This is a genomic window from Marinovum algicola (assembly GCF_900109145.1).
Classification (GTDB): domain Bacteria; phylum Pseudomonadota; class Alphaproteobacteria; order Rhodobacterales; family Rhodobacteraceae; genus Marinovum; species Marinovum algicola.
Genome location: NZ_FNYY01000001.1, coordinates 70,249 through 84,414, shown reverse-complemented (window position 1 = coordinate 84,414; position 14,166 = coordinate 70,249). Strand labels below are relative to the sequence as shown.

The window sequence follows — 14,166 nt, the reverse complement described above, 5'->3', positions numbered from 1 at the left end:
TTTCGCCATTGTTGCCTGCGAGCCTAACATATGCCTGCCCGCCTTGACATCCTAATTGCCGATCCCGCGACCGGCCTATTGCAACGGCCCCCAGCTCGGGTCCGAGGCCGCATCGGGGGTGCGCACCCGCCGCAGGCTGCGCCCCGAGACATCGACCGAATAGAGGCTGGCCTGCCCGCTGGCGCCCTGGGTTTCGCGGGTGAACATGATCACCCGGCCATTGGGCGCCCAGGTCGGGCCCTCGTCAAGAAACGAGGCGGTGAGCAGCCGCTCTTCGCTGCCGTCGGTGCGCATCACGCCGATATGGAACCGGCCCTTGTGCTGTTTGGTAAAGGCGATCAGGTCGCCGCGCGGCGACCAGACCGGCGTGCCATAGCGGCCGGGCCCGAAGGAGATGCGCTCGGCCTCGCCGCCGCCGGCCGGCATGATGTAGAGCTGCTGGCTGCCCGAACGGTCGCTTTCGAAGACGATTCGGCTGCCGTCGGGGCTATAGGATGGCGCGGTCTCGATCGCCGGAGTGTTGGTCAGCCGCGTGGTCGCGCCCGAGGCCAGGTCCATGGTGAAAATATCGGTGTTCGAGCCTTCCGAGATTGAAAACACCGCCGTCTGCCCGTTCGGCGCAAAGCGCGGCGCAAAGGACATCACCCCGGTCTGGCTCTCGAGGATGCGGCTCTGGGTGTTGCCGACATCGAGCACATGGATGCGCGGAAAGCCGGTGGCGTAGGAGGTATAGAGCACCCGGTCGCCGGTGGGAGAGAACCGTGGCGCCAGCACGATCGACGAACTGTCGGTCAGGTACTGCACGTTGGCCCCGTCGTAATCCATGATCGCCAGCCGCTTCTTGCGGTCGTCCTTGGGGCCGGTTTCGCTGACATAGACCACGCGGCTGTCGAAATAGCCGCTCTCGCCGGTGATCCGGCTGTAGACCGCATCGGCCACCTTGTGCGCCATGCGCCGCCAGCCTTCTGTGGTGCCCTGGAATTGCAGGCCCTTGCCCAGCTCCTGGCCGGAAAACACGTCATAGACTCGGAATTTCACCGTCAGCTGGCCATTGTCGGCGACCGAGACCGCCCCCATGATCAGCGCCTGGACATTGATCGCCTTCCAGTCGTTGTATTGCACCGGTGCGGCAAAGCTGGTGGGCCGCGAGATGAAGGCATCCTGCGGTGTCTGGATGAACAGCCCGGTGCCGTTGAGGTCGTCGGCCACCACCTGCGCCAGCTTGCCGCCCCATTCGCCGGCGGCGGCGGTTTCGGGGATGAAATCGGGCACGGCAAAGGGCAAGGGTTCGACAACCCCCTCGGTGATCTCGATCCGCAGCGGCGCGGCCTGGGCGGGCAGGGCCAACAGCAGGGCCAGCGCGGCGGTCAAGGCGGTCAAAACCTGGGTCACTCGGTGGTTTACACTCATCTGCTTACCTTCTCGGGATTAAAGGTCATCTCGATTTGCCGCCATTGGTCGTATTTGTCGACCGGCAGTTCATAGCCGTCCTTCTGACAGCGGATAATCGCGCGTCTGGCGGCCTGAAAGGCCACTTCAGTGGCCCGTGCGTCTCCGCCTTCGCTGCCGGTCAGCCGGATCGAGCTGGTGATGACGCGGCCGGATTGCTCCATCTCCATCGAGACCACCACCGTCACCCGGGCGGCGGCAGAGCCGACATCCACGACCCAGCAATCCTGCACCGCCAGGCGCAGGTTCTCGCGCTCGCCGGCGGTGAGCGGCGGGCCGCTGGCGGCCGTGGGCGCCGGTGCCGGCGTGTCGCCGCCGCCCAGCGCCTCGGCCAGAGCATCGGCCACCGCATCGGCGGTGCCGTCGGCGGCGGGCGCCGGATCGTCGGCCGGTGCCGGGGCCTGCCGCGGCGTTTCCGGGCTTTCCTGCGGCGCTTCGGCCACGGCCGGCGGCGCCGGCGGGCGGCCCCGCGGACGCACCGAGCGTTCGGGCGCGCCCGAAGGCGTCTCGGCGGCCTCGGTGACGATCTCGCTGGTGGCCTCCTCCTCGGCGGTGGCCTCCTGCTCTTCCTGCGGCTCCGGCGTCGGGCTGTCCTCTTCGGCCACCACCGCATCCCGGGTGGTGTCCTCGATCGCGACCTCGGGCTCCGGCGGCGCCACCGGTTCCGGCGCGACGCGCGGCGCCGGCCGGGGCTGCGGCCGTTGCGAGACCTCGGGCAGCACCACGGCCACATCCTCGTCGGCCGGCGGCGCCGGTTCGGGCGGCGGAATGTCGTCTGGTTCGCTCAGCACCGGCGCCGGCGGCTCGGGCACGTCAGGCAGGGTCTCCGGCGCGGGGGCCGGCGGCTCTTCGACCGGCTCCGGCGGCGTCACCGGGGCCGGCGGTTCCTCGACCGGGGCCGGCGGCGGCGTATCCTCGGCGGCGGGCGGCGCGGGTTCTTCCGGCGCGTCGGGCACCGCGGGGGCAACCTCAGGCGTGGCGTCTTCCGGCGTGTCCTGCCCGGTCAGCGCGGCGTAGTCCGCTTCGCTGATGGTGGTCACGCTGGTCACGTCGAAGGGCAGCGGCTCGACCTCGAACAACGGCCCGATCAGCAGCCAGCCGATCAGCCCGACATGCGCCGCACCCGACACGTAATAGCCGAAGTGAAGCCTGCGGCGGCCCGCTTCGGGGATATCCTGATCAGCGCTCACGGCGAACCCGGCCTAGCCTTCGTCCTGCCCGTCGAGCCGTGGCCCGCCGGTATCGGTCACCAGCCCGATGTTGGAAAAGCCGCCGGCATTGAGCGCCCCCATGACCTCCATCACCTGGGCATAGGGCACCGCCCCGTCGGCGCGCAGGAACACCCGGTCGCTGGTCCGTTCCTGGGCGATGGCGCGCAGCTTGCCGACCAGCTCGTCCGAGGGCGTCTCGGTGGTCTGGATCATGATGCCGCCCTCGGCGGTCAGTGTCACGGTCAGCGGCTCTTCCGAATCCGCCGCCAGGGCGCTCGCCGCGCTCTTGGGCAGCTCGACCGGCACGCCCACGGTCAACAGCGGCGCCGAGACCATGAAGATGATCAGCAGCACCAGCATCACGTCGACAAAGGGCGTGACGTTGATTTCGGACATCGGCTTGGCCCCGCCCCTGCGCCGTCTGCGGCCCGAGCCGCCACCGCCCGGTTTGACGATATGCGCGCCCATGGCCTAGCTGTCCAACTGGCGGCTGAGGATGGTGGCGAATTCGTCGGCAAAGCTTTCGTAGCCCGACAGGATCCGGTCCGCATCCGCGCTCAGCTTGTTGTAGAAGATCACCGCCGGGATCGCCGCCAGAAGCCCCAGCCCGGTGGCCAGCAGCGCCTCGGCGATGCCGGGGGCCACGACGGCGAGCGAGGTATTCTGCTGCTCGGCGATCTCGACAAAGGCGTTCATGATGCCCCAGACGGTGCCGAAGAGGCCGACGAAAGGCGCGGTCGAGCCGACGGTGGCCAGCACCGAAAGGCCGTTCTGCAACTCGTCGCTGACCTGGGCGATGGCGACATTCATCGAGCGGTCGATGCGGGCCTGGGCGCCGGGGATCAGCCCGCCGTCCTCGCGGTGCGAGCGGCGCCATTCCAGCATGCCGGCGGCAAACACCCGCTGGGCGCGCCCCTTGGGCCCCGGCCCCATCTGCTCGAACAGCTCGTCGAGCGGCTCGCCGGACCAGAAGGCGCGGTCAAAGCGGCGCGCCTCGCGCTTGGCGCGGCGATAGGTGGCCAGATTGTAGACGATAATCGCCCACGACCAGAAGCTTGCCACGATCAGCGCGATCATCACCAGCTTCACGGTCAGGGTCGCACGGGCGAAAAGGCCCCACATGGAGAAATCGATCTCCTGTGCGAGCGCGAGGGTCTCTGTTTCCATCAGCCTGCTCTTTGTTATGGCCGTTTCTCTGCGGCCCAATTGAGCGCGAGCGTAGCGGAAAGAAAGGGGGAAAGCCAACACGAAGGCGTCAGCAGAGGGGCATTGTCATGGGAATGTCGTGCCGGCTGGCGGATATTTGCCAAGCCGCTGTAACATCCCCCGGGCGCCGTGATCAGGCCGCGCCGCGCCGCCTCCGGGCCAGCGTCAGCGAGAGCGCGGCCAGCGCATAGGCGACAAGCGCCAGCAACGCCGCCCCCGCCAGATAGAGCACGAATGCCGCGCCCAGCCCCTGCCCAAGCGCCTCCGGCACGAGCGTCGCCAGCGCCTCGGGCAGCGCGCCGGTGACCACCACCGCGCCCATGGTCGCCGCCAGCCAGCCGAGGACCGCCAGCGTCGCCAGCACGAGCAGCGCCCGGATCGGCGCCGCGCGGAACCGCCAGCCGCGCCGCAGGGTGGCATGGATCCGCCCAAGGTCCTGCTGGATGGCAATCAGCGCCGGCACCACCAGCAACACAAGTCCCATGCCGAAGCCCAGGCCATAGACCAGGGTGATCACCGTCGGCTTGAGGAATTGCGCCTGCGAGGATTTCTCGAACAACAGCGGCGCCAGCCCCAGCACCGTGGTCAGCGTGGTCAGCATCACCGGCCGCAGCCGGTCGGCGGCGCCTTCGATGATCGAGGGCACGAGGCCCCGGTCCCTGGCGTAGTCATCGATGGTCGAGACCAGAACGATCGAATCGTTGATGATGATCCCGGTCATCCCCAGCATTCCGACCACGGTGAACATGCTCAGCGGCACGTCCCAGTAATTGTGGCCATAGATCGTGCCGACCAGACCGAAGGGAATGATCGACATCACCACCAGCGGCCGGGTCCAGCTGGCAAAGACCCAGGACAACACGAGATAGATGCCCAGCAGCACGAGGATCAGCCCGGTGCGGGCATCGTTGAGAAAGTCGTTCTCCTGCTCGGATAGGCCGGAGAGCCGGTAATCCACCTGCCGCTCTTCGGCGATCTTCGGCAGGATCTCGGCCTCGAGCACCTCCTGGATCTCCTGTGCCCGCGCCGGATCATCCTCGGAGATGTCGCCGGTGACCGAAATCAGCCTGATGCCGTTCTCGCGCCGCACGGTGGAAAAGCCGGTGCGCCGCGCGACGCTGACGATATCGGCCAGCGGCACATAGGCGCCCGAGGCCGCACGGAGCTGGGTGCGTTCAAGGAAATCGGCGGTCAGTTCGCCTTCGGGCAGCTCCACCCGGATCGCGGCCGAGCGCGGCCCGTCGGGATAGGTCGCCGCCTCGATGCCGCCCAGCCGGTGCCGCAGCACCGTGCCCAGCCCGTCGATGGTAAAGCCCAGCGCCTGGCCCTGGGCGGTCAGCTCGAGGATCAGCTCTTCCTTGTCGTAAGCCAGGTTGTCCTCGACCGCCGAAACCTCGGGGAAGCGCGCCAGCGCCGCCTTCAGGTCTTCCGAGGCGCCCTTGAGCACCTCGGCGGAGGCACCATAGAACTGCAAGTCGAGCGCGTCGCCACCGGGGCCCGAGCGCCAGCCGCGAAAACTTACGGTTTCCAGCATCGGATGGCGGCCCACGGCGTCTTGCAGCGCGGCCACGAACTGAAAGCTGGAATAGGGCCTGAGGTCGGGATCGATCAGCTCGATCGAGATCGCGCCGAGCTGATAGCTCTCCTTGGTGTCGGTGCCGGCCAGGCCGCGGCCGGCGTTGCCGCCGATCTCGGCGATGACATAATCGATCGGGTTGCGGCCATGTTCGGCCTCGTATTCCGCGCCCAGCGCCTCGGTGGCGCGCTGCATCTCGCGCATCATTTCCAGCGTGTCTTCGCGGGTGGCGCCCGGCGCCATGGCGAAATTGCCGGTGACCGAGCTTCGCTCGGGCGCGTTGAAGAAGCGCCATTGCACCTCGCCCCGGATGAAGAGCGCCACCTGGCTGGCCAGGAGCACCACCGCACCGGCGAGAACCGCGTAGCGCGCCCAGACGACGACGGCCATGATCCGGCGGAAGATCACGTCGCGCACCCAGCGAAAGCCGCGATTGACCTGGCGCGACGGCCAGTCGTACCAATGCTCTTTCGACTGGTGCACCAGCGCATGTGCCATGTGGTTGGGCAGGATCAGGAAACATTCCACCAACGAGGCCAGCAGCACCACGATCACGGTAAAGGGAATGTCGGAGATCAGGTCGCCGAAGCGGCCTGAGATGGCGGTGAGCCCGAAAAAGGCGATCACCGTGGTCAGCGTCGAGGCAAAGACCGGCATCGCCATGCGCCGGGCGGCATTCTCTGCCGCCTCGACCGGGCTTTCGCCCAGCCGGCGATAGCGGAAATCGGCATGTTCGCCAACGACAATGGCATCGTCGACCACGATGCCCAGCGTGATGATCAGCGCAAAGAGCGAGATCATGTTGAGCGTCAGCCCGGCCAGGAACATCAGGGCGATGGTCGCCGCCATCGCCACCGGAATGCCCGCCGCCACCCAAAAGGCGATGCGGGCATTCAGAAAGAGAAACAACAGCGCCAGCACCAGCGCCAGCCCCATCGACCCGTTGTCGAGCAGGATGTCGAGCCGCCCGGTGATCGCCTCGGCGCGGGTGCGGATCAGGTCGATCCGGGTGCCTGCGGGCAGCGTCGCCTCGAGCGCTTCGGCCACCGCTTCCACGGTGTCCTGAATCTCGATGGCGTCGCCTTGATTGGAGCGGTCGACGCGCACCGAAATGGCCGGGTTCTCGCCGACGAAATAGCTCCGATCGCGGTCGATGCCCTCAACCCGGACCCTGGCGACATCCCCGATGGTAAGCTTGGAGCCGTCATCGTTCGAGCGCAGGGCAATGGCCTCGATCTGATCGGCCGACCGTTTCTCGACGCCGGTGCGCACCCGAGTATTGGCGCTGGTGACATCGCCGGCCGGATCGGCATCGACCTCGGCGGCGATGGCATCGGCGATCTGGCGCATGGTGACGTCATGCCGGATCAGCGCCACCGAAGGCACCTCGACAATGGTCTGCGGCGCGGCGAGGCCCCGGATGGTCGCGCGGGTGACGCCCTCGGCAAAAAGCCGCACCACCATTTCATCTGCGAAGCGGGCCAGCTGATCGACACCCACCGGGCCGGTGATCACCACGTCGGTCACCCGGTCCCGCCAGCCACCCCGCCGGACGCTGGGATCATCGGCCTCCTCCGGCAGGTTCGAGACCGCATCGACCGCCGCCTGCACATCGTCGCCGGCGCGGGCCATGTCCCAGCCCGGTTCGAATTCGAGATCGATCGCGGCGCGGCCCTCGCGCGAGGTGGATTGCGCGCTCTCGACACCTTCGACGGCCAGCAGCGCCGGCTCGAGGATCTGCACGATGGCGGCATCGACATCCTCGGCCCCCGCCCCGTCCCAGTTCACCGAGACCGAAACCTCGTCGATGATGACATCGGGAAAGAATTGCGCCCGCATGTTGGGCGCCGCCATGAGACCGGCGGCAACCAGAAGGACAAGCAGCAGGTTGGCCAGCGTGCGGTGGCGGGTGAAATAGCTGAGAATGCCGCCCGGGCCCGGCGGAAGATCGCGGGTCATGCTGGTATCCTCCGCGCGAAATCGCGGCCGCAGGCCACCGCACGATCGTCATGCCAGAGGCAGGCCTTCGGCATGACCCGCCCCCCGGGGCGGCGATTTGGCTCGGCGGGGCGTTGCATGGCGCTGGTGCGGCGGCTGGTATCCCGTATCATTGCCTCAGCCCCCCATCCGCTCCTCGATCCGTCGCACCACCTGCGCCGGCACCTTCTCCTGCTCGAGCTGTGCGAGGATGCGCGCCTTGGCTTCGTCCGGCATCCGCGCATTGGCCTCGACAAAGGCGCGGATCTTCGCCCGCCGCTCAGCGCTCAGCTCCAGCATCTCGGGCTCCTCGGGCCCGGCCGCCGCGCCCGGCCGCAGGGCCCGCACCTTGATTCCGGCACCGAGCAGCGGCGTGCGCTCCGCCACCACGCTGCGGCCCGCCAGATCGGGCGCACGCACCAGAACGTCATCCCCCTGGCGCCGCAGAAGGGTGACCGGCCGCTCTTCCAGCCGCTGCTCGGCGTCCAGCACCAGCACCCGGCCACCGGCATCCAGCGCCGAAGACGGCAGCCGCACCACCCGCTCCAATGGCGGTTCCTCGATCTCGACGGTGACGAAATCGCCGGGCTTCAGCGCGCGCGCCGCCTCCAGCCGGGCAAACAGCAGCCGGCCGGTCTGGCCTTCGCCGACGGCGGCGCTGTCGCGCACCAGCACGCCCTCGCTGACCAGCCCGGTGCCCAGCACATCCAGCGTCACCCGGACCGGGGCGCGCGCCAGGGCGCCGCTGCCGTCCAGCAACCGGGCATATTGCGCGGTCGAGACCCGGAACGACACCTCGAGCGCCGCCGGATCGACCAGCCGCGCCAGTTGCTCGTTGTTCGACACCAACCGGCCCAGCGTGGCGTTCACATCGGCCAGCGTGCCGGCGAAACGCGCCACGATCCGGGTGTCGTCCAGCCGCCGCTGCGCCTCGGCCAGAGCGATCTCGGCGCGTTGCAGCGCAGTGGCGGCCTGGCTGACACGGCTTTCGGCCTGGGCCACCGCCTGGCGCCGGGTGAGCACCGATTGCCGCGCCGACGAGGCCGCCAATTCGGCGGTCTCGACGCTGGCCGCGGTGCCGACGCCACGGCTCAGCAGGTCGCGCTGCCGATCATAGGCCTTTTCGCGCAACGCCGCCTGTTCCTCGGCCGAATGCAGCTCGTCCCGCGCCAGCAGCAGCGCAGCCTCGGCCTCGGCCTGTTCGGCCCGGGCATCGAGAATGTCGGATTGCACCCGGCTCAGCGCCAGTTCGGCGTCGCCGGGATCGATCTGCACCAGCAATTCGCCCGCGCGCACCTGGCCGCCTTCCTCGAAGGTCTCGGCCAGATCGACGATCTTGCCGGCGCTGGCGGCACGCACCTCGAGCGCACGGCGGCTCTGCACCTCGCCAAAGGCGGTGAGCACCGGGGTCACGGTCTGCGGTGCGGCCTCGACCACATTGACGGCAAACACCCGTTCGCGCGCCTCCGGCACCCGCCGCTCCTGGCTCATCCGCGCCTCGACGGCCTCGCGCACCAGCAGGCCGGCATAGACCAGAAGGCCCAGCGTCAGCGACAGCAGAAACAGACCGGTCAGGCTCTGGCGTAGGAACCGCATGCGCGACATCCCCTGATCGTTGAACACAAGTCGCCAGCGGCGTTCCGGCGCCGCCGGACGCACCGCTTCGGCAGTGATACGGACTTATCCGCTATTTCCGTCGCTGATGCTCGGTCAATCGCGGCAAAATCTCGACAAAGTTACAGGGACGGTGCCGGTAATCGAGCTGATAGGCCAGAATTTCATCCCAGGCGTCCTTGCAGGCCCCCGGAGAGCCGGGCAGCGCAAACATGTAGGTTCCGTTCGCCACCCCGCCGGTGGCGCGGCTCTGCACGGCGGAGGTGCCGATCTTGGCCATCGAGACATGGGTGAAGACCGTGCCGAAAGCCTCGATCTCCTTTTCATAGACATCGCGGTGTGCCTCGACCGTCACGTCGCGCCCGGTCAGCCCGGTGCCGCCGGTGGTGATCACCACATCGACCTCTGCATCTCGGCTCCAGTCGCGCAGCAGCGCCGCGATCTCAGCCCGTTCATCCGGCAGGATCCTGCGACAGGCCACCACATGCCCCGCCGCCTCGATCCGGGCGGCGAGGACATCGCCGGAGCGGTCCTCGGCCAGCGAGCGGCTGTCGCTCACCGTCAGGACGGCGATGCGGACGGGAATGAAGTCTCGGCTGTCGTCGATGGGGCGCATGGGGTCTCGCAGGTCTTTGGCTCAGCCGAGGCGGGCCTTGAGGGACAGAAGATCGGCCCAGGCCTCGCGCTTGAGATGCGGCTGGCGCAGCAGATAGGCCGGGTGGAACATCGGCAGGGCGGGCGTGTCATAGGCTTCGGCCCAGCTGCCGCGCAGCCGGGTGATGCCGCGTTTGCCCAGGCCCGCGTCACAGGAGATATTGCCCATCAGCACCAGAAATTCGGGCTGCGCCAGCGCCACGTGCCGCGCCACGAAGGGCCGCATCATGGCTATCTCGGCAGGCAGGGGATCGCGGTTCTGCGGCGGCCGCCAGGGCAATACATTGGTGATATAGACCGAACTGTCGCGGCTCAGCCCGATGGCGGCCAGCATCCGGTCGAGAAACTGCCCGGCGCGGCCGACAAATGGCTTGCCCTGCCGGTCCTCGTCGCGGCCCGGCGCCTCGCCCACGATCATCACCCGCGCCCCCGGCACACCGTCGGAAAACACCAGATTGCGCGCGCCGCGTTTGAGATCGCAATGGTCAAAGGCCGCCATCGCCGCCTGAAGCCCGGCCAGATCCTGCGCGGCCGCCGCCATCCGCTGCGCCTCGGCCACCGGATCGGCCCAGGCCGGCGCCGCGGACTGTGCCGGCGCGGCGCCGGCGACTGCGGCCCGCTTGGGCTGTGCGGGCGCGGCGGGCACGGCATAGCGGTCGACTGGCTCCTCGCCGATGGTGTCGAGCACCCCGGCCTCGATCTGCCAGTCCAGCGCCGCCCGCAGGCTCTTGTGTTCGAAATAATCCATCACCGCGATCCTATCCCGCCCGGCCCCCGAATGAAAACGTCCGAATAAACCCGCCCCTGCTTCTTCTCTTTGACAAATACGCAATTCCGACGCCAGCCCAAGGCGCCCCCATTGAACGCATCCGCCCCCGCTCCTATAACCGCAGCCAACCCGAACCGGAGCAGGTCATGACCTTTACCCAGCGCCATCTTCTCGGCATCGAGCCGCTCCACCCGTCCGAGATCACCACGCTCCTCGATCTGGCCGACGATTATGTCCGGCTCAATCGCGGCAAACGGCACGGCGACGCCCTGGCCGGGCGCAGCCAGATCAACATGTTCTTCGAGAATTCCACCCGCACCCAGGCCTCTTTCGAACTGGCCGGTCAGAGGCTTGGCGCCGATGTGATGAACATGGCGATGCAGGCCTCGTCGATCAAGAAGGGCGAGACGCTGATCGACACCGCGCTGACGCTGAACGCCATGCATCCCGACCTTCTGGTGGTGCGCCATCCGCATTCCGGCGCGGTGGACCTGCTGGCGCAGAAGGTCAATTGCGCGGTGCTCAACGCCGGCGACGGGCGGCACGAACACCCGACGCAGGCGCTCCTGGACGCGCTGACCATCCGCCGGGCCAAGGGCCGGCTGCACCGGCTCAATATCGCGATCTGCGGCGACATCGCGCATTCCCGCGTCGCGCGCTCCAACATCCTGCTGCTCGGCAAGATGGAAAACCGCGTGCGTCTGGTGGGGCCGCCGACCCTGCTGCCCGCCGGCATCGCCGACTTCGGCGTCGAGGTCCATGACGACATGCGCGAAGGTCTCAGGGATGTCGATGTGGTGATGATGCTGCGGCTTCAGAAAGAGCGGATGGACGGCGGTTTCATCCCTTCCGAGCGGGAATATTACCACCGATACGGGCTCGATGCCGAAAAGCTGAGCCATGCGAAACCCGACGCCATCGTCATGCACCCCGGCCCGATGAACCGCGGCGTCGAGATCGACGGCGAGATCGCCGATGACATCAACCGCTCGGTCATTCAGGAACAGGTCGAGATGGGCGTGGCCGTGCGCATGGCGGCGATGGACCTGCTGGTCCGCAACAGGACGGCCACCACCACGACAGAAGGGATCATGGCATGAGCGACGTCCTCGAAATACCCTCGGACGAACACGGTCTGGTGCGGGTCTTTACCGTCGATCTGCCGCTCGACGAGGCGCAGATCCTGCTTGATGACGAGGCCCGCGCGCTCCAGCAGAAGACCGGCGCCATCGCGCTCGATCCCGACCATATCGATCTGTTCGACATGAACGACCTCTCCGGCCTGCCGCTGGCCGATTACCTGGCCGAGGGCCATGGCATCCCCGACGAGGAACTGGCGCCGATCCGCGCCCAGCTCGAACGGGTCAAGGGGCGGGTGATGGTGATGCGCTCGGCCGCCTTCGAACGGATCGGCCAGCAGTTGCGCGTCACCCATCCGCTGCGCTGGATCGCCACCTTCGGCGAGGCGCGCGACCCGGTACCGCTGGAAAAACCCCGCGCCGAGAGCGCCAGGCCGCCGGAACCGGAGGCCCCGCCGGCCGCTCCGCCGCCGCCCGCCGCCGCGGCGCGGATGATGCGGCCCGGCCTGATCATCGGCCTCGTGGTGACGATGGCGGTGCTGGGCGTGGTGCTCTGGGCGCTGGCCTGACAGCCGCTTGGCGGCGCAGCAAATGACACGCATGCAAAGGATGCCTGATGCAGGAACCCAAGGACCCCAAGATGTCGGGCCGCGTCGCCACGGTGGCGCTTCTGGTGATGTTTGCGCTGGTCGGCGTGATGATCTGGATCGCGGGGTGAGGCGATGACCGACCTGTTGCTGACACACGCCCGGCTGATCGACCCCGAAGCCGACAGTGATGCCCCCGGCTGGCTGCACATCCGTGACGGGGTGATCGCGGCCAGCGGCAACGGCGCGGCGCCGCAGGGCATCGAGCAGGTGCTGGACTGTCGGGGCAAATGCCTGGCACCGGGGATCGTCGACATCGGCGTCAAGGTCTGCGAGCCGGGCGAGCGCCACAAGGAGAGCTATGCCTCTGCTGGCCGGGCCGCGGCGGCCGGCGGCGTGACCACGATGATCACCCGCCCCGACACCACGCAGGCCATCGACAGCCCCGAGAGCCTCGAATTCGTTGCTCGCCGCGCCCAGGCCGATGCATCGGTGCATGTCCGCCACATGGCGGCGCTGACCAAGGGCCGGCAGGGCCGCGAGATGGCCGAGATCGGCTTTCTGCTCGACGCGGGCGCGGTGGCGTTCTCCGATTGCGATGCCGTCACCCGCAACACCAAGGTGCTGAGCCGGGCGCTCACGTATGCCCGCTCGCTCGACGCGCTGGTCATGCTGCATCCGCAGGAACCGGTGCTCTCGGACGGCGCGGTGGCCACCTCGGGAAAATTCGCCTCTTTGCGCGGGTTGCCGGCGGTCTCGGCGATGGCCGAGCGCATGGGCCTCGACCGCGACATCGCGCTGATCGAGATGACCGGCGTGCGGGCGCATTTCGACCAGATCACCACCGCCCGCGCCCTGCCCGCGCTGCAACGCGCCAAGCGCAACGGGCTCGACGTCACCGCCGGCATCTCGATCCATCACCTGACACTGAACGAGATGGACGTCGCCGATTACCGCACCTTCTTCAAGGTCAAGCCGCCGCTTAGGGCCGAGGACGACCGTCAGGCGATGATCGAAGCGCTGCGCGACGGGCTGATCGACGTGATCTGTTCGATGCACACGCCGCAGGACGAGGAAAGCAAGCGCCTGCCCTTCGAAGAGGCGGCCGCCGGCGCGGTGGCGCTGGAAACCCTGTTGCCGGCGGCGCTCCGGCTCTATCACGCCGAGGCGCTGACCCTGCCGCAGCTGTTCCGGGCACTCAGCCTCGCCCCGGCGCGGCGCCTGGGCCTCGCTGCCGGCCGGCTTGCCGCCGGGGCACCGGCCGACCTGGTGCTGTTCGATGCCCATGCGCCCTTTGTGCTCGACCGCTTCAAGCTGCACTCGAAATCCAAGAACACCCCCTTTGACGGCGCCCGCATGCAGGGCCGCGTGCTGGCCACCTTCGTGGCCGGCGCCCGCGTCTACGGAGAGCCCTGATGCCGGTCCTGGAAACCACCCTTGCCGGGCTGCTGCTCTGGGCGCTGATCGGCTATCTGCTGGGCTCGGTGCCCTTTGGCCTGGTGATCGCCCGCCTGCTGGGTCTGGGCGATCTGCGCAAGATCGGCTCGGGCAACATCGGCGCGACCAATGTGCTGCGCACCGGCAACAGGCCGGCGGCGCTGGCGACGCTGATCCTCGACAGTTTCAAGGGGGCGATCGCGGTGCTGATCGCCCGCTGGCTGGCGGCGGAAGATGCGGCGCAACTGGCCGGTCTCATGGCCTTTCTCGGCCATTGTTTCCCCATCTGGCTGGGGTTCAAGGGCGGCAAGGGCGTCGCCACATTCCTCGGGTTGCTGCTCGGTCTGGCCTTTCCGCTGGGGCTGGCGGCCTGCGCCACCTGGGCGGCGGGCGCGGCGCTGACCCGGATCTCCTCGGCCTCGGCGCTGCTGGCGGCGGCGCTGGCGCCGGCCTGGGCCTGGGGGCTGGGCTACCCGTCGATGGTGATGCTCTGTCTGGTTCTGGCGGCGATCGTCTGGGGGCGCCACCACGCCAACATCCGCCGCATCCTGAAGGGCGAAGAGCCGCGCATCGGCAAGAAGAGCTGAGGTTTCCGGCGCTTCGCGTC

12 protein-coding genes are annotated in these 14,166 nt (G+C 68.3%); 4 read left to right on the top strand and 8 right to left on the bottom strand.

Annotated features, from left to right (window positions below; all coding sequences use genetic code 11):
* Positions 1 to 75: 75 nt before the first annotated feature.
* The 8 genes from tolB to BMW90_RS00395 all read right to left on the bottom strand — a co-directional run bounded on the left by tolB (position 76) and on the right by BMW90_RS00395 (position 10,435).
* On the bottom strand, positions 76 to 1,410 hold the full coding sequence (gene tolB, locus BMW90_RS00430; RefSeq protein WP_048529691.1) for a Tol-Pal system beta propeller repeat protein TolB: 1,335 nt from the start codon (positions 1,408 to 1,410) through the stop codon (positions 76 to 78).
* A complete protein-coding gene (locus tag BMW90_RS00425) occupies positions 1,407 to 2,639 on the bottom strand; it encodes a cell envelope biogenesis protein TolA (protein WP_244526408.1) in 1,233 nt (410 codons plus the stop codon). Before BMW90_RS00425 ends, tolB begins: the two co-directional genes overlap by 4 nt.
* Positions 2,640 to 2,651: 12 nt before the next feature.
* Positions 2,652 to 3,128, bottom strand: coding sequence for a protein TolR (tolR, locus tag BMW90_RS00420; RefSeq protein ID WP_048529689.1), 477 nt, complete (start codon positions 3,126 to 3,128; stop codon positions 2,652 to 2,654).
* 3 nt (positions 3,129 to 3,131) lie between these two features.
* Complete coding sequence (tolQ, locus tag BMW90_RS00415; protein ID WP_048529687.1) at positions 3,132 to 3,827, bottom strand: protein TolQ; 696 nt, start codon at positions 3,825 to 3,827, stop codon at positions 3,132 to 3,134.
* 172 nt (positions 3,828 to 3,999) lie between these two features.
* On the bottom strand, positions 4,000 to 7,401 hold the full coding sequence (locus BMW90_RS00410) for an efflux RND transporter permease subunit (RefSeq protein ID WP_074834268.1): 3,402 nt from the start codon (positions 7,399 to 7,401) through the stop codon (positions 4,000 to 4,002).
* A 156-nt stretch (positions 7,402 to 7,557) separates the two neighbouring features.
* Positions 7,558 to 9,015, bottom strand: coding sequence for an efflux RND transporter periplasmic adaptor subunit (locus BMW90_RS00405; protein WP_074834821.1), 1,458 nt, complete (start codon positions 9,013 to 9,015; stop codon positions 7,558 to 7,560).
* Between the two features lie 91 nt (positions 9,016 to 9,106).
* Positions 9,107 to 9,649 carry a molybdenum cofactor biosynthesis protein B gene (gene moaB / locus BMW90_RS00400; protein WP_074834267.1) on the bottom strand — a complete coding sequence of 181 codons (543 nt, stop codon included), beginning with the start codon at positions 9,647 to 9,649 and terminating at the stop codon, positions 9,107 to 9,109.
* Positions 9,650 to 9,670: 21 nt separating this feature from the next.
* Positions 9,671 to 10,435, bottom strand: a complete 765-nt coding sequence (locus BMW90_RS00395; RefSeq protein ID WP_074834265.1) for a uracil-DNA glycosylase — start codon at positions 10,433 to 10,435, stop codon at positions 9,671 to 9,673.
* Positions 10,436 to 10,602: 167 nt separating this feature from the next.
* On the opposite strand from BMW90_RS00395, the gene BMW90_RS00390 reads away from it, so the two are divergent.
* From BMW90_RS00390 to plsY, 4 genes are all read left to right on the top strand, one after another.
* On the top strand, positions 10,603 to 11,556 hold the full coding sequence (locus tag BMW90_RS00390) for an aspartate carbamoyltransferase catalytic subunit (protein ID WP_074834263.1): 954 nt from the start codon (positions 10,603 to 10,605) through the stop codon (positions 11,554 to 11,556).
* Positions 11,553 to 12,104 (top strand): hypothetical protein, encoded by a 552-nt coding sequence (locus BMW90_RS00385; protein ID WP_074834261.1) that lies wholly within the window; start codon positions 11,553 to 11,555, stop codon positions 12,102 to 12,104. The genes BMW90_RS00390 and BMW90_RS00385 overlap by 4 nt, the downstream gene beginning before the upstream one ends.
* Positions 12,105 to 12,257: 153 nt before the next feature.
* Positions 12,258 to 13,538 carry a dihydroorotase gene (gene pyrC / locus BMW90_RS00380; protein WP_074834260.1) on the top strand — a complete coding sequence of 427 codons (1,281 nt, stop codon included), beginning with the start codon at positions 12,258 to 12,260 and terminating at the stop codon, positions 13,536 to 13,538.
* A complete protein-coding gene (gene plsY, locus BMW90_RS00375) occupies positions 13,538 to 14,146 on the top strand; it encodes a glycerol-3-phosphate 1-O-acyltransferase PlsY (protein ID WP_074834258.1) in 609 nt (202 codons plus the stop codon). The genes pyrC and plsY overlap by 1 nt, the downstream gene beginning before the upstream one ends.
* Positions 14,147 to 14,166 lie beyond the last annotated feature (20 nt).

Coding starts and splice junctions, on each gene's coding strand:
- plsY (WP_074834258.1), top strand. CDS start 13,538: ATGCCGGTCCTGGAAACCACCCTTGCCGGGCTGCTGCTCTGGGCGCTG.
- tolR (WP_048529689.1), bottom strand. CDS start 3,128: ATGGGCGCGCATATCGTCAAACCGGGCGGTGGCGGCTCGGGCCGCAGA.
- BMW90_RS00390 (WP_074834263.1), top strand. CDS start 10,603: ATGACCTTTACCCAGCGCCATCTTCTCGGCATCGAGCCGCTCCACCCG.
- tolB (WP_048529691.1), bottom strand. CDS start 1,410: ATGAGTGTAAACCACCGAGTGACCCAGGTTTTGACCGCCTTGACCGCC.
- BMW90_RS00385 (WP_074834261.1), top strand. CDS start 11,553: ATGAGCGACGTCCTCGAAATACCCTCGGACGAACACGGTCTGGTGCGG.
- BMW90_RS00410 (WP_074834268.1), bottom strand. CDS start 7,401: ATGACCCGCGATCTTCCGCCGGGCCCGGGCGGCATTCTCAGCTATTTC.
- tolQ (WP_048529687.1), bottom strand. CDS start 3,827: ATGGAAACAGAGACCCTCGCGCTCGCACAGGAGATCGATTTCTCCATG.
- pyrC (WP_074834260.1), top strand. CDS start 12,258: ATGACCGACCTGTTGCTGACACACGCCCGGCTGATCGACCCCGAAGCC.
- moaB (WP_074834267.1), bottom strand. CDS start 9,649: ATGCGCCCCATCGACGACAGCCGAGACTTCATTCCCGTCCGCATCGCC.
- BMW90_RS00395 (WP_074834265.1), bottom strand. CDS start 10,435: ATGGATTATTTCGAACACAAGAGCCTGCGGGCGGCGCTGGACTGGCAG.
- BMW90_RS00405 (WP_074834821.1), bottom strand. CDS start 9,015: ATGCGGTTCCTACGCCAGAGCCTGACCGGTCTGTTTCTGCTGTCGCTG.